This is a genomic window from Streptomyces sp. NPDC111520, assembly GCF_055635295.1.
Genome location: NZ_JBVKBW010000020.1, coordinates 1 through 22,237 on the forward strand (window position 1 = coordinate 1; position 22,237 = coordinate 22,237).

General features: G+C 68.4%; 20 protein-coding genes and 2 pseudogenes. 11 read left to right on the plus strand and 11 right to left on the minus strand.

The annotated features are described in order from the left end of the window. Window positions 1-174: 174 nt before the first annotated feature. Window positions 175-648 carry a cupin domain-containing protein gene (locus ACZ7MY_RS34635; RefSeq protein WP_499608003.1) on the minus strand — a complete coding sequence of 158 codons (474 nt, stop codon included), beginning with the start codon at window positions 646-648 and terminating at the stop codon, window positions 175-177. A 295-nt stretch (window positions 649-943) separates the two neighbouring features. On the opposite strand from ACZ7MY_RS34635, the gene ACZ7MY_RS34640 reads away from it, so the two are divergent. Both ACZ7MY_RS34640 and ACZ7MY_RS34645 read left to right on the plus strand, forming a co-directional pair. Beyond that, window positions 944-1,582 carry a TetR/AcrR family transcriptional regulator gene (locus ACZ7MY_RS34640; RefSeq protein ID WP_499608005.1) on the plus strand — a complete coding sequence of 213 codons (639 nt, stop codon included), beginning with the start codon at window positions 944-946 and terminating at the stop codon, window positions 1,580-1,582. Between the two features lie 46 nt (window positions 1,583-1,628). Then, a pseudogene (locus ACZ7MY_RS34645) lies at window positions 1,629-2,423 on the plus strand (TerD family protein); the annotation flags it as partial. On the opposite strand, the gene ACZ7MY_RS34650 reads toward ACZ7MY_RS34645, so the two are convergent. From ACZ7MY_RS34650 to ACZ7MY_RS34660, 3 genes are read right to left on the minus strand one after another with little or no spacing between them, the layout of a single operon-like run. Then, the gene (locus ACZ7MY_RS34650) at window positions 2,420-3,814 is read right to left on the minus strand and encodes a cytochrome P450 (protein WP_499608007.1); all 1,395 of its coding nucleotides are present in this window, start codon (window positions 3,812-3,814) and stop codon (window positions 2,420-2,422) included. The pseudogene ACZ7MY_RS34645 and the gene ACZ7MY_RS34650 sit on opposite strands and share 4 nt — an antisense overlap. Before the next feature lie 30 nt (window positions 3,815-3,844). Further along, window positions 3,845-5,020 carry a terpene synthase family protein gene (locus ACZ7MY_RS34655; RefSeq protein WP_499608010.1) on the minus strand — a complete coding sequence of 392 codons (1,176 nt, stop codon included), beginning with the start codon at window positions 5,018-5,020 and terminating at the stop codon, window positions 3,845-3,847. A gap of 47 nt (window positions 5,021-5,067) precedes the next feature. Further along, window positions 5,068-6,156, minus strand: a complete 1,089-nt coding sequence (locus ACZ7MY_RS34660) for a polyprenyl synthetase family protein (RefSeq protein WP_499608013.1) — start codon at window positions 6,154-6,156, stop codon at window positions 5,068-5,070. A 417-nt stretch (window positions 6,157-6,573) separates the two neighbouring features. Here ACZ7MY_RS34660 and ACZ7MY_RS34665 point away from each other — a divergent pair, with 417 nt between their 5' ends. The 3 genes from ACZ7MY_RS34665 (at window position 6,574) to ACZ7MY_RS34675 (ending at window position 8,513) form a co-directional block, all read left to right on the plus strand. Further along, window positions 6,574-6,696: a hypothetical protein gene (locus ACZ7MY_RS34665; protein ID WP_499608015.1), complete on the plus strand. Its 123-nt coding sequence runs from the start codon at window positions 6,574-6,576 to the stop codon at window positions 6,694-6,696. A gap of 313 nt (window positions 6,697-7,009) precedes the next feature. Continuing rightward, entirely contained in the window at window positions 7,010-7,654 is a 645-nt protein-coding gene (locus ACZ7MY_RS34670) for an RraA family protein (RefSeq protein ID WP_499608017.1), read from the plus strand. A 181-nt stretch (window positions 7,655-7,835) separates the two neighbouring features. Next, a complete protein-coding gene (locus tag ACZ7MY_RS34675) occupies window positions 7,836-8,513 on the plus strand; it encodes a flavodoxin family protein (RefSeq protein ID WP_499608266.1) in 678 nt (225 codons plus the stop codon). 46 nt (window positions 8,514-8,559) lie between these two features. On the opposite strand, the gene ACZ7MY_RS34680 is transcribed toward ACZ7MY_RS34675, so the two are convergent. Further along, window positions 8,560-9,447, minus strand: coding sequence for an NmrA family NAD(P)-binding protein (locus tag ACZ7MY_RS34680; RefSeq protein WP_499608020.1), 888 nt, complete (start codon window positions 9,445-9,447; stop codon window positions 8,560-8,562). 287 nt (window positions 9,448-9,734) lie between these two features. Between ACZ7MY_RS34680 and ACZ7MY_RS34685 the strand changes: the two genes are divergently transcribed. Next, the gene (locus tag ACZ7MY_RS34685) at window positions 9,735-10,505 is read left to right on the plus strand and encodes a hypothetical protein (RefSeq protein WP_499608023.1); all 771 of its coding nucleotides are present in this window, start codon (window positions 9,735-9,737) and stop codon (window positions 10,503-10,505) included. 138 nt (window positions 10,506-10,643) lie between these two features. On the opposite strand, the gene ACZ7MY_RS34690 is transcribed toward ACZ7MY_RS34685, so the two are convergent. Further along, window positions 10,644-11,264 (minus strand): carbonic anhydrase, encoded by a 621-nt coding sequence (locus tag ACZ7MY_RS34690; protein ID WP_499608026.1) that lies wholly within the window; start codon window positions 11,262-11,264, stop codon window positions 10,644-10,646. 717 nt (window positions 11,265-11,981) lie between these two features. Beyond that, window positions 11,982-12,140, minus strand: coding sequence for a hypothetical protein (locus tag ACZ7MY_RS34695; RefSeq protein WP_499608029.1), 159 nt, complete (start codon window positions 12,138-12,140; stop codon window positions 11,982-11,984). A 193-nt stretch (window positions 12,141-12,333) separates the two neighbouring features. On the opposite strand from ACZ7MY_RS34695, the gene ACZ7MY_RS34700 reads away from it, so the two are divergent. Then, a complete protein-coding gene (locus ACZ7MY_RS34700; protein ID WP_499608031.1) occupies window positions 12,334-13,875 on the plus strand; it encodes an alkaline phosphatase D family protein in 1,542 nt (513 codons plus the stop codon). Then, a complete protein-coding gene (locus ACZ7MY_RS34705) occupies window positions 13,868-15,130 on the plus strand; it encodes a hypothetical protein (protein WP_499608034.1) in 1,263 nt (420 codons plus the stop codon). Before ACZ7MY_RS34700 ends, ACZ7MY_RS34705 begins: the two co-directional genes overlap by 8 nt. Window positions 15,131-15,265: 135 nt before the next feature. On the opposite strand, the gene ACZ7MY_RS34710 is transcribed toward ACZ7MY_RS34705, so the two are convergent. Beyond that, on the minus strand, window positions 15,266-15,793 hold the full coding sequence (locus ACZ7MY_RS34710) for a YbhB/YbcL family Raf kinase inhibitor-like protein (protein WP_499608037.1): 528 nt from the start codon (window positions 15,791-15,793) through the stop codon (window positions 15,266-15,268). A 382-nt stretch (window positions 15,794-16,175) separates the two neighbouring features. On the opposite strand from ACZ7MY_RS34710, the gene ACZ7MY_RS34715 reads away from it, so the two are divergent. Next, on the plus strand, window positions 16,176-17,186 hold the full coding sequence (locus ACZ7MY_RS34715; RefSeq protein WP_499608040.1) for a zinc-binding dehydrogenase: 1,011 nt from the start codon (window positions 16,176-16,178) through the stop codon (window positions 17,184-17,186). Window positions 17,187-17,351: 165 nt separating this feature from the next. Here the strand turns inward: ACZ7MY_RS34715 and ACZ7MY_RS34720 are convergent, their stop codons facing one another. After that, a complete protein-coding gene (locus ACZ7MY_RS34720; protein ID WP_499608044.1) occupies window positions 17,352-17,750 on the minus strand; it encodes a hypothetical protein in 399 nt (132 codons plus the stop codon). A 168-nt stretch (window positions 17,751-17,918) separates the two neighbouring features. Here ACZ7MY_RS34720 and ACZ7MY_RS34725 point away from each other — a divergent pair, with 168 nt between their 5' ends. Further along, on the plus strand, window positions 17,919-18,581 hold the full coding sequence (locus ACZ7MY_RS34725; protein WP_499608047.1) for a Type 1 glutamine amidotransferase-like domain-containing protein: 663 nt from the start codon (window positions 17,919-17,921) through the stop codon (window positions 18,579-18,581). 393 nt (window positions 18,582-18,974) lie between these two features. Here the strand turns inward: ACZ7MY_RS34725 and ACZ7MY_RS34730 are convergent, their stop codons facing one another. Then, the gene (locus tag ACZ7MY_RS34730; RefSeq protein WP_499608051.1) at window positions 18,975-19,562 is read right to left on the minus strand and encodes a tetratricopeptide repeat protein; all 588 of its coding nucleotides are present in this window, start codon (window positions 19,560-19,562) and stop codon (window positions 18,975-18,977) included. A 134-nt stretch (window positions 19,563-19,696) separates the two neighbouring features. Next, window positions 19,697-20,253: pseudogene (locus tag ACZ7MY_RS34735) on the minus strand (transposase family protein); the annotation flags it as partial. A 766-nt stretch (window positions 20,254-21,019) separates the two neighbouring features. Here ACZ7MY_RS34735 and ACZ7MY_RS34740 point away from each other — a divergent pair. After that, entirely contained in the window at window positions 21,020-22,234 is a 1,215-nt protein-coding gene (locus tag ACZ7MY_RS34740; RefSeq protein ID WP_499608054.1) for a hypothetical protein, read from the plus strand. Window positions 22,235-22,237: the final 3 nt, after the last annotated feature.

Sequence of the window (22,237 nt, forward strand, 5' to 3'; positions counted from 1 at the left end):
GCTACGAACGCTCAGCCGACCACTTCCTGGCCTTCACCAGCATTGCCTGCACCCTCATCTGCTATCGCAGACTCACCAAATGAGACGACTTCTAAGCCGCGTAGGTGAGCACGCGCCCGCCGCTTCATAGGGCAGGCATCGAGCCGGCCCGCCCAGCGAGGGCAGAGGGGCGGATTACCGTGAGGGGGCCGACCGCCACTCGGGAAGGTCCTCGAAGTGCACGTCGTAGCGGTGCTGTTCGGGGAGCAGCGACGCGAATTCCGCCTCGCCGCGACTGATGGCGGCCAGCTGCTCGAAGTAGCCGAACCGCTCGATGCCGGGACTGAGCACGACCACCACGTCGGCCACCTCACCCTCTGCTGCCCCGAAGACATGCGGCAGGCCCGGCGGTACAACGACGAGCCCGCCCTTTCCCACCGTCGTCAGTGTGTCGCCGAGACGGAACAGCATCGTCCCGTCCAGCACGTAGAAGAGCTCGTGGGAGAGTTTGTGGTGGTGCGGGGGAGCCCCGTCGGCACCGGTTGCGAGGGTGAGCCTGCTGGCGCTGACCGCACCCCCGTCGGCGAGCAGCTCGAACGTGCCGTCCGTGAGCGATGCTGCGGCCGCCTCACCGGGCTGCACCACCAGCGCAGGGAGCATGGGCTTCATAGTGACTCCTTCGATATGACACGTTCGCCGGCTGACCAGTGATGCACGCGCCGGAACCTGGTCAAGGCCCGGACGGCGACCTGAGTCCCGCAGACTCACCGGCAACTCAGGAGTCGCCGATCTGTCCGGTGCGGAGTGGCGTACGCCACCGTGGTGCCGTGGGGGCCGGTGTCGCGCGGGCCAGGAGTGCCGCTCGTGACCGGCCGCGCAGTGAATGATCACGCCGTGCTGAACATGTACAGTTGTATCCTGCAGCTACTGTACATGTTCAGTTGGCGAGTGTCAGACTGCCGGTATGGCAGCAACGAAAACTCCGCCACCCGGCGCCGGCGTGCCCAGTGCGCAGGCGCCCGGTACGGCGCGATCGCGGGACGGTGAGGCGACACGCGCCTCGATCCTGGCGGCCGCTCGTGCGGCCTTCGCCGAGAAGGGCTACGCCCATACGTCGCTGCGCGAGATTGCCAGGAACGCAGGGGTCAGACCCTCACTGGTCGTGCACTTCTACGGTTCGAAAGCAGGACTGCTGGCCGCCACGGTCGAATGGCCTTTCGATCCCGACACGGTCACTCGCCAGGTTCTCGCCGGGGGCCCCGGCCGCATCGGCGAGCGTCTCGCGGACGTGTTCCTGGAGACCTGGGAGCAGGATGGCCGGCCCAACACGGCGATCACCCTGCTCAACGCGGCATGCGAACGCCCGGAGGCGGCCACGCTCATGCGGGAGCTGTTCACCACGTGTGTGATCGCTCCCATCGTCACGGCCATCGCCCCGGAGCAGGCAGAGATCCGGGCCTCTCTGGTGGCCAGCTATCTGCTGGGCCTGCATGTGGGGCGCTACCTGCTGATGTTCGAGGCGATCGCCGAGGCGGATGCCGACGTACTGAAGCGGGCACTGGCGTCCACCATCCAGCACCTGTGCACCGGCCCGCTCCGGTAGGCGAACCCGCTTGATCTGATGTTGTGGAGTGGGTGACTGGCTGGTTACGGAATTCCGCGGCGGGAAGATCGTCGTCCAGGTCAAGCGCTACCGGAACACGGTGCCGCCCAGCGCGGTGCGTGATCTGTACGGCACCGTGCAGGACGCCGGCGCCAACAAGGGCGTGCTCGTCACCACCTCCGGGTTCGGCCCCGGTTCGCACACCTTCGCCAACGGAAAACCGCTGGAACTGATCGCCGGGCCCGAACTGGTGGACCTCCTGCACCGCCACGGTCTGAGCGGCAGGCTCGGCGGCGCCCAGGCCGGCATCCCACAGCAGCGGCCCGCCCCCGACGAGACCGATGCCGGCCCCGCGCACGAGGACAACGTGCTCGGCATGTCCTGGTCGGGCAGCGTGGCCCTGGACGTGTGCGCCCTGGTGTGCCAGGGGTCGCGGGTGCTGAGCGATGACCACTTCGTCTTCTACAACAATCCGCAGACCCCCGAGGGAAGCGTGCGGTCGGTGACCGCCATCATCCCGGACAAGGCCGCCCTGCGTGTGGCGTTCGACGCGCTGCCCGACCGGGCGGACCGGCTTGTCCTCGCTGCGGCTGTCGATCCCGTCACCAACCCTGAAGCGGACCTGTCCGGATTCACCGACGCGTTCATCCGGCTGCTGGGCCCCGATGGTGAGGAACTCGGCCGCCTGGAGGTATCCGACGGCCGCCCTGGCGAAACAGCCCTGGTGCTCGGCTCCTTCCGGCGCCGTGCCAGTGGCGACTGGGACTTCGTGATCGGAGGCAAGGGATACCCCGGTGGGCTGGAGGCCCTGGTGCAGGAGCACGGCATCGAGGTGTCCTAGCGTCCGGATGCGTCTGTGGGCGGCCAGGCCCGTGGGGCTCGCCGCCCGCAGAGCCCGGTACGGGGCTGGGCCCGCATGCGGAGATCTCGTGGCCGCAGGGTCATGGCGAGGGCGGGGCGGGTGCTGTGGCCGGGCACATGTTCCAGACGCCAGCGGGCGGTGATGGTCGCAAGGGCCAGGGTGGCCTCGGTGGTGGCGAAGGTGTCGCCGATGCATTTGCGGGCGCCTGCCGCGAAGGGAATGAGGGCGTGGCGGAGCGGCTGCGGGCGGCTGGGATCCCAGCGGTCAGGATCGAAGGCATCGGGGTCGTCGTAGAGGTCGGGCTTGTGGTGGATGAGGTAGGCGCTGTAGGCGACGGTGGTCCCGGCCGGCAGTCGGTGCCCGCCCAGTTCGGTGTCGGCGGAGACCACACGGGTGATGAACCAGCCCGGTGGGCGCAGCCGTAGGGTTTCGGTGATGACACGTTCGGCCAGTGTCAGGTGGGGCAGGTGTGCGTGGGTGGCCGCGGCACCACCCAGGACCGTGTCCACTTCGGAGTGGACGCGCTGCTCGATCTCGGGATGCTCCGCCAGCAGGTCCAGTGCCCAGCCCACCGTGGCCGCCGTGGTCTCCGTCCCGGCAAGGAAGAAGGCGATCGTCTGGTCGCTGATCTCTGCGGCGCTCATGCCGCGGCCGCCGTCTTCGGGGTCACGGGCCGCGATCAGGGCCGAGAGCAGGTCGCCGCGGTCGGTGCCCTCCGCGAGGCGCTGAGCGATGACCTGGTCGAGGGTGTCACGCAGGCGGGCTCGGGCCCGCAGGTAGGAACGGTTGCGTGGGGTGGGGAGCCGGTCCAGCGGGGGGATCATCAGCATACGGCGGCCCATGCCGTTGATGAGGGTGGTGACGTCGTCGAGGATCCGGCCGAGCTCGGCTGAGGGCAGCGTGCGGGAGAAGAAGGCGGCAGCCGCGGCTTTGGAGGCGATCGCCATCATTTCGGTGGGTACATGCAGGACTTGTCCGGCGTGCCAGCCGGCTGTGCGCTCGTCGATGCAGCCCGTCATGGTTTCCGCGTACGCGTGGAGACGGGCAGGGTGGAAGGCCGGCTGGATCATGCGTCGCTGCCGACGATGCTCGCTGTGCGGACAGGTGGGGAGCCCGTTGCCCGCCACTTCCCGCGCACGATCGTAGACGGGGCCGCCCTTGTCGAAGACGCGGTCACTGATGAGGACGTGACGGGTGAGTTCCGCGTCGCAGAGCACGACGACGGCAAGCGGCCCCAGCCGGATTCTGACCAGATCACCGTGGGCGGGCAGGGAGGTCAGGAACGCCAGCGGATTCCGCAGCAATTGCGGCAGGTGACCGACCAGAGGAAGCCCGTTGGGGGCGGAGGGTAGTGACCGAAGGTCCTTCATCTTTTGCTCCGAAGCCGCATGTACGGGTGGTCAGTCGGCAGGTTTGTGGAGGGCCGAGGCGTCGGTGGGCAGCGCTTGCCACCACCAGCCGATACAAGGGATGTCCGAGGGCGCGCCGGTCGCGCTGGGAACGTCCGCGACGGGGCTCGTTGCCACGCGTACGGCGCCGGGGTGGCGGCCGTCGGGATCGGTGTAGCGGCCTGCCCGTATGCCCCATTCGTAGTTGCCGCGGATGAGGCAGGTCAGGTTGGACAGATAGCGGCGCAGTGGCTCGGAGGCGGTCGGCTGGACGATGTCACGAACCTCGATGAAGCGGGCCAGGATGCGGTCGCGCAAGGCGACAGCCTGCTTCTGGGCGTCCTGCTGGGTGCACCCGGGCTGGGCGAGGTAGAGGCCGACCAGATTCAGGACGGGCCCCGTCTCAGCAGGCCGCCGGGCGGCGAACCACAGCTCCTTGCCGTAGGAGAACAGGTCGTCGTCGAGGGCGGCGACCATGCTGGCCATCTCGGTGAGCGCGTGCACGGCCGGGGCGTTGATCTCCTGGTCGGGGATGTCGTCCACCTCGCTGACCTGGAACCAGGCGAGGGTCGGGAATCCGGCGACGTACAGGAGGCGGGTGTAGAGGTAGTCGTTGAGGCTGGGCATCAGAGGCTGCCGGCGGGCCGCGCGTTCCCACGCCACGCCCAGGTACCAGGAGAGGTGTGCGTCCACCAGGCGGCGACGCTGGGTCGCAGAGGCCAGGCGGTGCAGGCGCTCGGCCAGCTCCACCACCGGCCCGGCAAAGGGATTCTCCGGTGGCAGCAGGCCCGCGGTCGGGCTCTCCAGCGTGCGGATGACGCGCACGGCCAGGTCGAGGAAGGAGAAGGCATCCTCGGGGGATTCCTCGTCGCAGGCGAAGTCGTCGAACACGAACATCGTGTACGTCCAGTCCACGGCCATCTGGAGCCGCTCGGTGTCGGCACCGGGGCAGTTGCCCGCGAAGAACAGCGCGGACCTGGTGCCCGCGACCCGTTCACGGCGTCCGGGCCCGTGGCACAGGCCGTGCCGCTCCATGAAGGCCAGGCCCTGCTCCTCGAGCAGCTCGACCTCGGGATGGCGGCGCCACGGCATGGGGAAGTACATCGCCGGCAGTCGCATCACGATGTCCGGGCCGGCTCCGGCCACATCGCGGGAATCCGGGTCGGAGGGGGCGGTGTACTCAGCCACGGTGCACTCCTCCACTGCCCGGGCCCTGTCGGCGAGTTGACGCCGGGTCATGCCGTACGCTCCGCGACGCCGTGTACCAACCTCCGGGCCGCGTCGGCCGCGGGTGCCGGGAAGGCCGCGTCAGCCAGGGCTTGGAGTGCCTGCTGATGACGCAGCCGGATCATGTCTTCGACGGCGTCCAAGGCCCCGGTCTCCCGCAGGACACGCCGAACGCGCTCTGCCCCGTGCTCGTCGAGTTCCGGCCGGCCTACGAGGGTGTCCAGGACGAGCCGCTGCCGGGTGTCCGCCCGCTGGTACCCCAAGGCCATCAGGACCGTCGGCTTGGCCTGACGAAGATCGTCCAGCACCGGCTTCCCGGTCTGCTCGGATGCGCCGAAGACACCCAGCACGTCGTCACGCAGCTGAAAGGACTCCCCGGCCGGGAGCGCGAAGGCGCTCAACGCCGCGCGCAGTCGCTCCCCGGCTCCGGCCAGGGCGGCACCCACGTGCAAGGGCCGTTCGAAGGAGTACTTGGCCGTCTTGTAGCGCGCTACCCGCAGCGCCGACTCGACCCCGCCGCGCGCGTCCACGCGGGTGGTCAGATCGAGGTACTGGCCGTGGACGATCTCCGTGCGCATCACGTCGATCACCGGCAGCACCGCGGCCAGCTCAGCCGGAGACAAGCCGGCCGTGTGCAGGAGCTCATCGGACCAGACCAGAGCCAGGTTCCCCGCCAGGATGGCTGCCCCTGTCCCCACATCCTCGCGAGCCGGGTGATCGGGGTAGCGCGCCGCCGCGGCCCGGTGCACGGTCGGCGCCCCGCGACGCAGGTCGCTGCGGTCCATGATGTCGTCGTGGATCAGTGCGAAGGCGTGGAACAGCTCCAGCGATGCCGCCGTCCGCAGCACGACGTCGGAGACCGTCGTCCTCCCGCCGGCGTGCCAGCCCACCGCGCACAGCAGGGGACGAAGCCGCTTCCCGCCGCGGGTGACGAAGTCGCTCACGTCCCTGGCGAGGACGAACGTCCCCTCAGCTGCCGTCTCGGCAGTGCGAAGGCGGGAGCTGAAGAAGGCGTCCAGCACGGCATCTACCCCCGACCGCACAGCTTGAAGATCCAACGCCGATGTTCTGGACGGGCCAGCGGTTTCCACCCACACCCCCACCTCGCAGTCCCCGGAATCAGCCGCCCCCACCATGCCGCCCGGCCTGCGACCAGCCCAACGGAGCTGCAGCAGCGCACGGGAGCACCGGGAGCGCGACGGGTGGCAAGGAGCGCAGACGTAGAGACGGGGTCCAGCAACCGCAACACTGTTGCGTGCCCCGGCTTCTCCGTCACACGTCGAAGGCGTCGGATCCCTGCATGCCTTGCACCCAGTCGGACAGCACGCAACGGCGACGACCGCAACCCGATGGATCACCCGTACGTCGTACTGGCAGAGCCGAGCCCACACCACCGAGAGGCGACCATGTCGCACCCCGCGGAACCCCTCGTCGAATACTGCTTCATCATCACCTTCAGTCACCGCGACCAGGATCTGATGACCTTCTCCGGCACCTACACTCCCGCGCCGGGAATGACCAGGCACGACGTCTACACCACCATCCGCGCCGATCACGTGCGGCAGTTGCCCTCGCACATCCAGAGCAGCCACTACCAGGTGACCTACTTCTCGCTGGAACGCAACCAGCTGACCTGACCGGCGCTCCGCCGCTGCCGGGAGCATGCCCACGCTGCAGCAGCCCGGGCGGGCGAGCCGATTCCGTCCTAGGATCGGCTGAACCGCGCTGCCGCGAAGGCGCGCGCTCGTGAGTACGGACGTATCACTCGGCGATCACCCGAACGGGTCATCGGCGACCCCCGCGGCGCTGCGGGCGCCCGGCGAAGTGCCCGGGCCCGCCAACCGGGAGCCGCGCTCGCCCATGTGACGCTCCCGAACCGCCTGGGGCCCGCCCGGAACACGGCGCTCCGCAGCGTGGCGGACCGATCGCGAGCGGGCCAGGAGGAGACACATGAGCAGTGATCACGGCACCGAGTACGCGGCCGCGGCCGCACGGCTCGGTTGCGCGCCTCTGGTGGACGCGATGGGCCGCCTTCACCACCACCGCGCGCACATCGTCGCCCTGTCCAGCCCCGACCCCACCAAACCGCTCTTCGGGCCGGCCGTCACCCTTGCCTTTCTGCCCTACCGGGACGACCTGCCGCAGACCGAGACCGGCTTCGGCGAGCTCTTCGATCAGGCGATCGGCGACGACCCGGCCGGGAAGGTCCTGGTGCTCTCCAGCGGCGGCTATCCGGACCTCTCCCATGCGGGCGGTACGAAACTGTCCCGGGTCGCTCGTCACGGGCTGGCCGGAGTGCTGGCGGACGGCAGGCTGCGGGACTTCGCCCAACTGAGCGACTACGGGTTCGCGACCTGGTGCCAGGGCGAGGCGACACGTTGGGGCGGCGACACCATCATGCCGTTCGCGGCGAACGTCGCGGTGCAGATCGCCGGTGTGTGCGTGACTCCCGGTGACTACGTCTTCGCCGACGCGGCGGGAGCAGTGGTCATTCCGCGGGCCAGTATCGAGCGGGTCCTGCAGGAGGCGGCCAGGATCGACGCCGAGGACGCCGAATCCGTCGCGCGGATCCTCGACGAGCACCCACCACGCTAGCGGTGAGGGTACGCCCGGTGGTCGGGTTGCCCGGGCGTCGTCTGTGGGTGAGCCTCCTCAAGGAGGACATCGCTCCCGACCGGGTGTCCTCCGACAGGACCCATGCTGGGAGGAACAGGTGACGGCCCACCCGACGAACGCCCCCGCGGCGCAGGTGCCGCAGTTCGAAGGACTGCGCGCCATGTTCGTCAACACGACGCTGAAGCGCTCGCCGGAGGTCAGCAACACCGAGGGGCTCATCGACGTGAGCGCGGGCATCATGCGCGGGCACGGCGTGCAGGTGGAGACGGTCCGCGCGGTCGACCACGACATCGCGACGGGGGTCTGGCCCGACATGAGGGAACACGGTTGGTCCAGTGATGCCTGGCCGGATCTGTTCGAGCGGGTCCTGGCCGCGGACGTCCTCGTGCTGTGCGGGCCCATCTGGCTGGGGGACAACAGTTCGGTGATGAAGCGCGTCATCGAACGGCTCTACGGTTGCTCAAGCCTGCTCAACGCGGCTGGACAGTACGCCTATTACGGACGCGTCGGCGGTTGCCTGATCACCGGGAACGAGGACGGGATCAAGCACTGCGCCATGAACGTCCTCTACAGCCTCCAGCATCTCGGCTACACCATTCCGCCGCAGGCCGACGCCGGGTGGATCGGGGAGGCCGGACCGGGCCCCTCGTACCTCGACCCGGGCTCGGGCGGCCCGGAGAACGACTTCACCAACCGCAACACGACGTTCATGACCTACAACCTCCTGCATCTGGCGGCCATGCTGCGACGCGAAGGGGGATTCCCGGTATACGGCAACCAGCGCGCCGAGTGGGACGCCGGATGCCGCCCCGACTTCCCGAACCCGGAACACCGATGACCTCGTGGCCGTCACCGGTGCGTGAGAGGCGCACCGCGCCGGCCGGCTAGGCGTTCGGCTTGTCGTAGTCGAGCTCGAAGGCCGAGCGGTGTTCGTTGACGAACTCCTCGACCGTCGTGAGCGGCTGCCCGTTGATGCGCGGCGCCGTGTCGCTGATGCCGGCGAGAAGGCCCTCCTGCTGATCGAGGTTCACGGCCTCGAAGTGCTTGAGCTTCGCCATGTCACCTCCGATGCCGAGCATCTCGAGGAAGGTGGCCGCGGTGACCTGCTCGTACGGAAGGTCCCTGCCCAGCACCCGGCCGACCTCGGCGGCGAGCTCCTCGTGGCTGTACTCCACAGGGCCGGTGAGCGCGTAGACCTGCCCACCGTGTTCTTCGGGCGAGGCGAGGATGTTGGCGGCGGTCAGCGCGATGTCGCGGCCGGCGATGGGGGCGAACCGGCTCTCCTTGCCGAAGGGCATCACATAGCGGCCGTAGCGGATCAGCCCGGAGATGTAGAGCAGCCATTGCATGAAGAACGTGACCCTGAGATGGGTGGTGGGGACCCCCGACCATGTGAAGACCTGCTCGGAGAGCCAGTGGTTCTGCGTGGCCTTGCTGTGTGCGTGCGGCCGGGACTGGAAGTGCGACATGCTCACGATGAGCTCGAGGTCCTCCTCCCTGGCGGCCTGGGCGAACATCACCGCGGCCTCCACCAGTCCGTCGCCGATCGGGTAGTTGAAGTACGCGCGCTGGACGCCCTCCATGGCCTTGCGAACGTCTCGGAGGTTGAGCAGGTCGCCGAAGACGACGTCGGCGCCCTTGTCACGGAGCCGCTGAGCCCGTTCGTCGTCCGTGCGGACCATGGCGCGCACGTCGAAGCCTTCCCTGAGCAGGTAGTCGACCATCGGACGGCCGGTCGCGCCGTTGGCTGTCGTGATCAAGATCGAGGTCATTGATTCCTTCCCCTCTGCTTCGCCGGCAGCACGTGCACGGATGGTGTCCGTCCGTGCATCGACCGTGCACCGGCACATCCCGGCCGGCAATCCGACCATACCTCCATTAAGATTACACCTAGCATCTAATGCGCAAAGGGTCGCCACCTCGGCAGGCGGACGGCGCGGAATTGCGCCCGTCAGGCCCTTGATCCGCAGCCCCTTCGACGGGGGGTGGGAAAGGGAGCGGGTCCGCATGATGAGGTGTGTGTCTCTGATGACCCCGACGGCAGGGAGCATTCCTTCCGATGACCACACTGCCCGCACACCCTGAGCGCAGAGGTCCCGAGACCGCCTCGGTGACGGATGTCTCGCCGTTCAAGCCTTCTCTCGTCAAAGCGGTGTTCAGGGACGTGACCCCGATGCACGTCTCTCGGTCGGCCGCGTGGGCCGCCGCTTCGGTCACGCGGACAGTGCTGGCGGAGATCATCGAGGGCGGGAGGAGAGCGGCGGGGGAGGAGGCCCGGAAGAGGCTGATCCCCGGCGACCTCCTCGCGGCGATCGACCGGGACGTCGAGCTCGAGGTGGGGACCGCTTGGTACGACCACAGCCCGACGTTCCGAGGCCTCACCGGTGTCCTGCACGACGCCGAGGGCGTGATCGTGCCGCCCCGTAGGCGCAGCAGGTCGCGCAAACCGAATGCTGTGGTCGGCGCCCACAGGTTCGAGGCCGGGGTCAAGAAGCTGCTGCGGAGCCAGCGGGTGACGGCCGTGCCGGCGATGGTCCGCGACCTGGACGGGATCGCGAGCGCCTTCCTGACGGATCTCGCCCGGGACGCGGCCATGGTCGTCCGGGAGGGCGGAGTGAAACGATTCGGCACCGCCGCCCTGCTGATGCCGGGTGAACCGGCCCCACCCCCGTTCCTCGGGGATTCCCACCGGGCCCTGTCAACCCGCGAGGGCGACGGGCGGACCATCGGCAGGGATGACGTCCTGGCGGCCACGATGCAGTTGCTCGGCGGCGACCTCGGACAGCGAGCCCTGACCGACGCGCGCAAGGCGAACCCTTTGGTCGGCTGAGCGGGCGCGAGCAACATCACCGCCCGCACCTTCATGTGCTCCCGCAGACTCGGTATGTGCACGATCCCGACCGGTCCGCATGAGCAGCGGTCGTTCCCCGGGCGCAGGTGTCTGCCACGGGCGGCCTGACGGTTTCGTTCAGGACGCTGCAGGGACCGCGGCGTCGAGGCCGCGGGCCGAGACGAGTTGTGCGCTGCCGTCGGCCAGCCGGTAGCACAGGCCCACGACGGCGGCCTGTCCGGCGGAGACCTTCTCGGCGAGTGCCCGCGACCGGTCCAGGAGCAGGTCTACGGTGTGCCTGATGTGCTCGGCGAGGATCTCCTCCGGCTCGGTCCGTCCCGCGGCCCGTGCCGCCAGGACGCTGGGGGTGACCCGCTCTACGACGTCCCTGACGTACCCGGCCGGTGCCATGCCGTCCTCCAGCGCGGCGCACGCGGCGCCCACCGCGCCGCACGAGTCGTGCCCGAGCACCACGACCAGCGGACAGCCCAGTACGTCGACGCCGTACTCGATGCTGCCCATCACCTCCGCGCCCATGACGTGCCCTGCGGTGCGGACCACGAACAGGTCACCCAGGCCGCGGTCGAAGATGATCTCCGCGGCCAGGCGTGAGTCGGAGCATCCGAACAGCACGGCGAAGGGCTGTTGGGCGGGGGCGATCTCGGCGCGACGGACGGCGTCCTGATTGGGGTGCTCGGGGGCCCCGCTGACGAAGCGCTGGTTGCCTTCCAGCAGCAGGGCGAAGGCATCGTGAGGCATCGCAACAGGGGTACTGGTCATGGCGGCAGCCTATGAGCCGGCACCAGTCGTCGCACCGTAAGACCGGGCGCTCCTCACCCGGCCGGACCAGTCCCGTCGGCTGCGAGCCGGCGCCGCATGCGGTGGCGGCGCCGGTGCCACACGCCAATCCGTTGATTCGCTCGTGACCGGCTCGTGCTGCACAGCTAAGTGTACAGTCGTAGACTTGAGTGGGTGGGTCACCACCCGCGGCCTGCACGCCCGTGGCGGCGCCGCGACCGTCTCCGGGTCCAGCTGCCTGGAGCGGTGACCGTTGCGCCGCGTGCTCTGTTCCGCGTGCGCTGATGCGGGGTCGTCGTGGTCACCGCGGTGGCCTCCGCATCGATCGGGAGCCTGCGGGACCGCCCCCCAGCGCACAACGGATCACGTCATCGCTGGGACGCCACCAACTTCAACGAGGCAGACCGGTCGAAAGCCTTCGAGGTCTTTCGCGCCGAGAACTTGGTCGGTCTCGCGGACCGTCATGGCCTCCGGCCATGATGCAGCGCACCTCCACGTCCAGCCGCCGTCCCCTGGCCGGCGGGCAACGCGGAGGCCGGACAGCAGCGCGTCGGTGCCGGTCCCGAGCCGGCGAGTGGGCGGGCGGCGGTGTGAGCGACGGGTTGGAGGGTGCAATCTGGGTGACGCCGAGAGCGGCCTCTGCGGCGGTACAGCGGAAGCCGGCGGGAGCGCAGGCGGTCATGGGACATCGGCCTGCGTGACGTCGGCGACAGTCCCGTGCGGGGCGCCGGCTGCTCGGCGTACCTCGATCACGGCGACGTCCACGGCGGTCAGCCTCAGTCCCGTGGCCGAGGCATGCCGGTAGATGAAGGACAGGTTGCGCCTCAGAGCCGTCATTGGACGGGTGGTTAACAGACGCCGGGAATGTGAACAGCGCGGCTGAACCGCAACGGCTGATCAGCGGCTGAGCGCCGGCGCCGACGCCCGCGACATCCGTATAAATGCCCACCAACTCGCGGTTCGATCATGTCATTTGACCGCCCCCGTCGCAGGGCGGGAAGTTCACCCGTGGCCGCGAGCATCTGCGGCCATGAGCAACCTCAGTCGCCGCATCTTCATCCTTGGCGGGCTCACCACCGCGAGCGTCGCAGCGCTCCAACTCGGGGCGATGGCCCAGCCGTCGGCCGCCGCCTCCACTCCCTTCCCCTTCACCCTCGGTGTCGCCTCCGGCGAACCGGACGACACCAGCGTGGTTCTCTGGACACGTCTGGCTCCCACACCGACCAACGCGGACGGCCAGGGCGGCATGCCCAACGCCGACGTCGCCGTCGACTGGCAGGTGTCGACCAACCAGAACTTCACCAGCCTCGTCAGCTCCGGCACGTTCACCGCCCGCTACGCACAGGCCCATGCGGTCCACGTACTGGCCGGCGGACTCGCCCCGGACTCGGAGTACTACTACCGCTTCCGGGCCCAGGGATTCATCTCCCCGGTGGGCCGGACCCGCACCGCGCCGGCTCCGAACACGGTCGGGCGCGACTTCACGATGGCCTTCGCCTCGTGCGCCCACTACGAGCAGGGCTACTACACCGCCTACCGGCGCATGGCCGACGACCGCCCCGACCTGATCCTGCACCTGGGCGACTACATCTACGAGGGCGGCGCCACCTCCGGCGCCGTGCGCCAGCACCTCGGCAGCGAGATCGTGTCGCTGGCCGACTACCGCCGCCGCTACGCGCTCTACCGCAGCGACCCCGACCTGCAGGCCGCGCATGCGATCGCGCCGTGGCTGGTCGTGCCGGACGACCACGAGGTGGAGAACAACTACGCCAACATGGTCCGCGCCGACAGCAGCCCCGCGCTCACGGCGGCCCAGTGGACCGCGCGCCGCACCGCCGCGTACCAGGCCTACTTCGAGAACATGCCGCTGCGGGCCGCCGCGACCCCCTCCGGCAACAGCATCCAGCTCTACCGCCGGGTCCGCTGGGGCACCCTCGCCACGTTCCACATGCTCGACACCCGCCAGTTCCGCGACGACCAGGCCTGCGGCGACGGGACGAAGGTCTGCGCCGACGCCGATCTGCCGTCCCGTTCGATCACCGGCCCGGCCCAGGAGGCGTGGCTGCTCGACGGGCTCGGACAGCACCTGAGCACCTGGGACCTCATAGGCCAGCAGGTCTTCTTCGCCCGCAACGTCAACTCGGCGGGCGCGATGAACATGGACGCCTGGGACGGCTACCGGGGCAGCCGGGCCCGGATCCAGCAGGGCATCATCGACCGCGGCGTACGCAACCCGGTCGTCCTCACCGGTGACGTGCACGCGTCGTGGGGCAACGACCTCAAGGCCGACTACACCAACCCGTCCTCGGCGACGATCGGCTCCGAGCTCGTCTGCACCTCCATCACCAGCACCGGCAACGGAACCGCCACCACGGCGATCCCCAACGGATCCCTCAACCCGCACCTGCGCTTCTACTCCAACCGGCGTGGCTACGTCCGCACGCACATCACCCGGTCGCAGCTCACCGCCGACTTCCGGTCGGTGGCGACGGTGACCGAACACGGCGCGGCGGCGACGACCGCGCGGACCTTTGTCATTCACGACGGACAGCCGGGGTTGGCCGATGCGTAAGCTCTCCGTACTGGGCGCGACCGTTGCCGGCTTCGCCGCGGTCCTCGCCATGATCTCCCCGGCCTCCGCGGCCGGACCCTCGTCCTGGGCGACCGCGAACAGCGACTCCGCCGGTGACCAGGACACCTCCTCGATCGCCGCCAACCGCCTCGGCGACACCGCCGTGGTCTGGGAGGACGACCGCGACTCGGCCACCCCGGGCGACAACGCGCACAGCGACGTATGGGTGCGGATGTACCGCAACGGCGTCTCCGCCTACGAGAAGAAGCTCTCGGCCGGCGGGACCTCGGGCGTGGCCTGGCGGCATCTCCAGCCCGACGTGGGAATCGACGACCGGGGCAACACCGTCGTCGTGTGGGCCGAGGACCCGGACGGCAACGGGTTCTACAACATCACCTACCGAGTCCTCTCCCCGGCCGGCGCACTCCTCGGCTCCGGCCAGGCCAACGCGAGCGCCGACGGCCAGCAGATCCATCCGCGCGTAGCGGTCGATCCGGACGGTGCGCCGGGCAGCACCACGGCGGTCGCGTTCTCCGTGGTGTGGGAGGACATCCAGGGCACCGCGGCGGCGACGGTCAAGGCGGCAGGGTTCACCGGGACCACGACCAAGGCCTACGAGGTGACCGTCAACGCGACCGGCGGCGCGCACCACAACCCCGACATCGCGACGTCCGCCTCGGGCGACGCCGTCGTCGTCTGGGACGAGGACACCGACAACAACGGCACCTACCAGATCGGACTGGTGAAGCTGGCCAAGGCGAACGGGGCGGTCACCCTCAGCCGCCGCAGTGCCAACAGCATTGCCGACGGGCAGCAGCAGCGCCCGGCGGTGGCCGCGAACTTCAACGGCGACTTCGCCGTGGCGTGGGAGTCCGACCACACCGGGACCCGCGGCGTCTGGGCCCGGTCGTTCACCGCGACCGGCACCGCCGGCTCGGCCGAGGTCGAGGTCTCCGGCGGAGCGGGAGCGGGCAACCCCACCCTCGGCATCGACGACCAGCGCGACGCCGTGGTTGGCTGGAGCGTCGCCGGCACCGATCCGGCGGTCTGGGCCCGGGGCCTCAACCCCGACGGCACCTCCGCCGGCCGGTTGCCGGCCCAGTCCGTCAGCCAGGTCACGGCGGGCCGGCAGGAGCAGCTCGCGCTGGCTTCCTCCCCGTTCGGCACACTCTCCATGGCGTACACCGACGACAACGACGGCAACACCTTCGACCAGGTCCTGCTGAGTCTGGGGGCGACCAACTCGGACTGGTGACGTCTTTGCGATCCGCGGACGTCCACCGGGGCCACCCCGGGTAAGGAGCCGGCAGTCGGTGCCGGGGAACCGCGCAAGTGCGCGGTTCCCCGGCACCGCTGTCGGATCACCTCCGTGAGAGGGCCCGGAACGTACTCATCGCTCGAAGGTGCCGTACATCGTGGCCCGCGCGATGGCGTGGGTGAACAAGAGGAAGTCCATCAGGGCGGGAGACGTCGCCTCGGACACGTCCAGCTTGTCCACGCCGACGGCATGGACGACCAGGAAGTATCGGTCGGGGCCGTTGCCCGGTGGCGTGGCCGGCCCCAGGTACCTGCGGTAACCGGCGTCGTTGCGAAGTGTCACCGCGCCGCCGGGAAGGTCGCTCCCGTCTCCGGCCCCGGCCGGAAGGTCGGTCACGGAAGCCGGGAGGTTGGCCGCAGCCCAGTGCCAGAAACCCGAGGCGGTGGGTACGTCCGGATCGAACATCGCTACTGTGAAGCTTTGCGTCTCGTCGGGGAATCCGGTCCAGCTCAGCTGCGGTGAGATGTCGGACCCGCCTGCTCCCAGTATGCCGCTGGCCTGCTCGAGGGCGAGTTGGCCGCCGTGGGGGACGGACTCCGAACTCACCGCGAAGTCCGGGATCGGCGGCATGAAGTCGTAGGGACCGTAGGGCTTGATCATGAAGAGCCTCCGCATCCACGCCCGGCCCGGTCCTGCCCTGGATCAACGCTATGACCGTAATTGTCAGTTGGCAATCGGTCCTGATGGTTTGACTTTGCTGTGTCCCTGCGGCTGGTGGCGTCGGTGCCACGACGATGTCGCCGTGCCGGCCGTCGGCGGTGCCTCGCCACGCTCCGTCCGGGATGCGTCGTGGCGGCGGACGCAGGAACCTGGAGGTAGGTAAGGGGCGGGGGCGGCTGCGGTGGCCTGCGACGAAACCCGAGCCCGTCACGCTGCGCGGCACGTAACCCGTACTTGTCAGCGAAAGCGAGGCGGCACCATGCAGATGCAAGCAGCTCGGATGCACGGATACAAAGAGCCCCTTCGAATCGAAGACGTTCCCATGCCAGACCCGGCGCCGGACGAGATCCTGCTGAAGGTCGCCGCGACGGGCATGTGCCGCAGTGACTACCAGCTCCTCAACGGATACTTCGAGGTGCCGTTCCCCGTTGATCTCCCTTATATCCCCGGCCACGAGGTCACCGGCCGGGTGGCCGGTATGGGCAGGGCGGTACCGAAGTCGGTGGGGTACTCCGAGGGCGACATGGTCGTGGTCAACCCCAGTTGGGGCGACGGCACATGCCGCCAGTGCCGGGAGGGCAACGAACAGCTGTGCAGCGGCAACGGCAGGTGGGTGGGTTTCGGGCCCCCCGGAGGCTTCGCGGAGTACATGGCCGTGGAAGGCCGCCACGCGATCCCGGTCTCGGAGAACGCGGCGAAGGCGCCCGAGGTCCTCGCCCCGATGACCGACGCGGGCATGACCCCGTACCGCGGGATGCGCAAGCTCCGGGACACCGGCAAGCTCGGTCCGGGCCGCACCGTCGCCGTCACGGGCATCGGAGGCCTGGGCAGCTACGCGGTCCAGTACGCCAAGCTGCTCGGCGGCGGAGCGACCGTGGTGGCCCTGGCCCGCAAGGACAACAAGCTGGACGTGGCGAAGGAGAACGGAGCCGACCACGGGATCAACGTCCGCGACAAGTCCACCGAGGCCATCCAGGACGAACTGGAGCAGCTCACCGGCCGCAGGACGATCGACGCCATCCTGGACTGCGTCGGCAGCAACGCGTCCATCTCCATGGGGTTCGACCTGCTGGGTCCAGAGGGTGTGCTGGCGGCGGTCGGCCTCATGAGTCACCACGTCGAGCACAAGCAGTTCCCGTTCGTGGGGACCGAGCTGACCTACCTCGGTTCCTTCTGGGGCAACCACCTGGACCTGGTCGAGGTGCTCTCCCTCGCCGAAGCGGGCCTCGTCAAGCACAACGTCACCAAGGTCGGGCTAGAGGACATCAACGACAACCTGGAGGCCCTGGGCCGCGGCGACGTCGTCGGGCGCATGGTCATCGTCTTCGACTGACGGTCACACCCCACACATGAAGGGCGCCGTGCCCCGCCACCCCTCTCGTCTGAGGCCGGAGACCGGGCCGGGAGCGTCGTGATGGAGTACGCGCTTCAGGACTCGGCCAGGCGTTGGCCACCGCGCCGGTGTCGAAGCCTTGCCGGAAGTCGGACATGGGCCCGGTCACGTCGTACGTCCTTCGCGGAACCTGAAGACGGAAGGCCAGGGGTCGGCTTCCGCACGGAAGTAGCCGGCGTAGTCGGGTTCGTCGACGTGCGGAGCCAGGAGTTCGAGGAGTGATACGACGTCGTCCAGCAGGTCCGGCCAGAGGACGCGGACGAACAGTCCCCAGGCATCGTGATCGCTGCGGGACTGGCGTTCCAGACGCGCGAACTCCCCTCCGGGCAGGGGCCTGTTGGTGTCCGGATTCGGAGTCAGCAAGGGACGCGGGTATTCATCGCCGCCGACAGCCGCGGGCCGGTCGGTGAGCAGGCCCATGTGCCAGCGCAGGGTGTCCAGGACCGGCCGAGGGGTGTCGTCCTTCAGGAAACAGGTGAAGACCATTTCGTAGCGGAGGTTCACGGAGACATGCTGCAGGTCGGCCGAAGGCATGACCTGGCGGAGGGATCGGGGAGAACCACGCCCGGCGACCCGAGGCCCTCCGAAAAGGTTGCGCGAACCACGATGAATTCCGGCGCGGTTCCGGGTCTTCACGTACAGCCACCTTTCGCGCGCGCATTGGGAGACACCTTGAAGCTCTTGCTCACCTCAGGCGGCGTCACGAACCCGAGCATCCGCTCGGCGCTCGTGCAGCTTCTGGGCAAGCCGATCGACGAGTGCCACGCCCTCTGTGTCCCGACGGCACAGTGGGGTCACCCGATGTGCGGTCCGGCATCGGTACGGGGCCTCGCAGCCGGCGAGCCCCGGTGGCAGCACCTGACCGGCCTGGGCTGGGCCTCGCTCGGCGTCCTCGAGTTGACCGCACTGCCCACCATCGGCGCGGAGCGGTATGTCCCCTGGGTCCGGGAAGCCGACGTGCTCCTGGTCGACGGCGGCGACGCGACGTACCTGTGCCACTGGATGAGGGAGTCGGGGCTGGCCGATCTGCTGCCTTCGCTGCCCGACACGGTCTGGGTGGGAGTGAGTGCCGGAAGCATGGTCATGACGCCCCGGATCGGCACCTACTTCGTGGAGTGGCAGTTCGCGCCGGACGACCGCACCCTGGGAGTCGTCGACTTCTCGATCTTCCCGCACCTGGACGCCTTCCCGGGGAACACCTTGGCTGATGCTGAGCGCTGGGCTGCCGACATCGGCGGCGCAGCCTACGCGATCGACGAACAGACGGCCATCAAGGTCGTCGGCGGCTCCGTCGAGGTGGTCTCCGAAGGGCACTGGACGAAGTTCGGGTCATAGCCATCCGGCATTGTGGTGCACCTGCGCCGGTGGCAGCCTTCCTGGGCTTTCGCACAGGCAGGGCGCAAGTGCTGTGAGGACAGGTCCGGTGATCGGTTCGGTCCCAGGAGAGCGTTGCCGGCGCTGCCAGGCTGTGGGGCAGCGGACGCGGCCAGTACGGGCGGTTCGACGCCGGTGGCCAGGAACTCCCGGCAGGCCTGGTGGGGATCGTGAAGCCGGGCTGTACAGGCAGCCCGATCCGGGTCATCTCGGCCGGCCCCGAGCCTTGCCGCCCAGCAGGTCGGCGATGGTCCGGTCGCCGTCGGAGAAGTCGCACACACATGGAGGATTTTCCAACGCCCCTTGAATGGAGGGCACGGCGAATCTTCTCCAGCGCGTTCCTACCAGCGCAGTTCACCGTGCAGGTCCAGTGTGCTGTCGACCACCCGTTGTCCCAGTCGGCTGATCACCATTGCTGGAATCCACCTCAGCCAGTTGTCTCGCAGCGGCTTCGGCTCGGTCAACCAGCCTCAGCGCGGCCTCGGTGGCGACGACAAGGGAGGGGTCTCCCTTCGTGCGCCGCTGACGCAGCGCCATCTCCAGCAGGTCGCGTGCCTCCTCGGCCCGCCCTTGGTCAAGGCGCTGCTTGCCCAGGTGCTGGAAGCAGAAGTAGAGCATGTCCGGAGCGTGACCCTCGCAAAGATGGAGGGCCTGTTGGTAATGAGGCTCCGCGGCCTCCAGATCACCACAGTAACGGTAGCTGTCGCCCAGGTTGATGTGGATGGCGATGGCGAGCTTGTCATCGGCGAGCGCCAGCGCCCGCTCCAGTGTGCTGATGGCCTCGGTGTGACGGCCCAGCACCAGCAGCCCTACGCCTGCTCGGCGCAGTACCGGGGGTTGCTCATGCGGCCTGGCAAGCAGGGCGGCCACCGCTCGGGCCAGGGCTTCCCGGTCCGTGGGGACCATGCGGCCGCACTCGTCCAAAGCGATCAGGTCCTCCACGCGGTCCCGCCTTCGACTGTCTGACCGGCCATCGGTCGCGGCCGGATCCGTGACGAGAGGCTACAGAGTCGGGCCGAAAACAAGATCGTCAAGGATGATGAAGACGCGTTGCCTCGCTCGACGCCATACTGGAACTACAGAACGGGCCCTCCACTGCCGCCCGCCAAGGCGGTGAGATGGAGGGTCAGGACCGCCTTGACCAGGTCGGTGATGCGGGTGGTGCTGCAGCGGAACTTGTGCAGCAGCCGCCAAGACTTCACGGCGGCCATTGCCTGCTCGCCGACGGCGCGGATCTTGGCGTGGGAGACGTTGACTGCCCGCTGGCCCTGGGAGAGGTTGTTCCGGCGGCCCCGGTAGGGGACGTGCACCGTGCCCCCACGCCCTGATAGCCCTTGTCGGCCCAGCAGCGCACGCCGACCTCGGCCAGCGCGTCGATGACGCCGTGGGTGCGGACCGCCTTGATGTCGTGGACCGCGCCGGGGAGCGCGGGCGGGGCCCACAGCAGCCGCCCGAACAGGTCGGCGATCACCTGCACGTTCATGCCGTGCTTCTTGTGCTTGCCGAAGAAGCAGGGCCGGTCGGCGGCAATTCGGTCGATCGGCAGCAGCGTTCCGTCGAGGATCACGAACGCCTTGCGTGCCGCGGTGCGGACGGCCGCAGTGAGGTCCTGTGCAAGGGCAGCCGTGACATCCTCGGAGGAATCGGGGCAAGGCCGGTGACGGCCTCTGCTCTCGGCGTCCCTCGACGGCCCGACCGACGGGATGGGCCACAGGTCCCCTCGACGGCCCGGTCGGCCCATGCCGCGGCCGCCACCGCTGATGAACGCCGTACAACAACGGGCTTCGGACGACCTGATGCCGCTGACCTGCAACGAGATCCAGCACCTTCCCGCCGCACTCCGTGCTCAGCCCGGCCCTACAGCACCACTGACAGCGGTGGACCGTCCAACAATCGGAATGACGAGCGCAGTCGTCGAACACATCGAAATCCACTAGCTCACGCGCTGCACAATCGTCACTGGGCCGCACTTGCAGGTCGTCACACCACCGCGAAAACCCATCACGCCGCGTCCAGCTAGCCACCGGCCCCACCTATGCCCCAAGCGGTCACGGAATACGAGGTCAGAACCACGTCCACACCAGGCAGGCCACCACCGCTTGGAGGCAAACGGGGTAGTTCCGGGTGCACTGGGCCGGCTCCCGTTTGAGTCTGTGGTCATGAGTATCCGTCCATGGGTCATCGTGGAGCCGCCGGACAGTCGTGGTCTTCGCCGCATCAGCATTGGCGGCGAGACGGTCGGCAGCGCCTGGTCGCCGGGCGAGCTGCGTAAAATACTCGGCCGCCGCGGTTTCCCCGCGGACATGGATCTGGATGATCCGGCTTCCGTATGCTGGCGCGGGGGTGACGGCAGGACCTGGCCCGACCGAGCCTGGAAAAGACGCTCCATCATGTCACTCATGCTGGTCGGGCTGATCGCTTCCATGGTTTTCAATGCCGTCATCGGATGGCCGGACGCCGTGGGGGCCCTTACTTTCGCCCAACGGATTACCGGAGTGCTCTTCGTGCTCTCGGGCGTGGTGCTGGGAATTGCAGCGATCGCGGCACGCGACTACTGGGGGAAGCGGCACTTCAGGGCCTCCGGGGCGATTGTCCTGCTCGGCGCCATTATTGTGCTCGCCACCGACGTTCTCCTTCTTCTTCTCTGGTTCGAGGAGAGGGAGTACACGCCCTACCTGCTCGTCTTCGTGCCGGCCTTGTGCTGGTCCGTATGGGCACTTTGCCTTCTTGTGCGCCAAAAATCATGGAACGGTATGCCGCAACCCAGAAGATTCGCGGCCGGAGTGGTCGCCACTGCACTCCTCACAGCTGTCAGCCTCGCTTATTCCACCATGTATCAGCCCGCGGCCGCCCCCGTGTACTTTACCCTCAGGGCGGAATTCGGAAAGCCATGGGAAGACAGCAAGCATCCCTTCGTGCACGTCCCGCTGACATTTTACATGAAAAACACCGGCGGGATCCCTGTGTACGTCATCAATGACCTCTACACGGTCCGCGGCAGGGTCGCCTCGTATTCTCAAGGGGACGAGAATCGGATGCGGGAATGGAGCGACAGTTTCGGGAAGCCGGGGACGCCCGATGGGGAGGCCGAACTCTACGTCGACCAACTGAAGTACACCACAATAAGCAGTGGGAGATTCTACGAATCCGGCGACTCGCTCGACGTCGGGCAGGAGTACGCCTTGAAGAAAGTTTTTCAGCTTCCCAAGGATGTCGCGTACGACACCGTGACTGCCGAGTTGCAGATCTTGTACATCAGAAAGGATCGAGGGAGGCTCGACGTCGACGAGTTCAAGTCCCCTCACGCTACGTGGAACGCACGTGATGGACGCTACTACTGCGACCCGGTGTTGTGCGGAGAGCAGCTCGTATACCGCGGCAGGGTACGACACAACAACAATCTTATTAATGTCACGCGCAAACCGCGGTACGTGACCGCTTACTGGTCACCGTTGCCCTGGTATTTCTCCTCGATTTCATCCTTGCCCTACGATTATCGCAGGGCAGGCGACTATGAGGAGGAAAAGAGGGAACTGGAGAGGTACGGAGCTGCGAAGGACCGAGCCGTTTCGGAGATCTCCGTGGCCGAACTGTTGCGATCCGCAGGCCGCTGACCG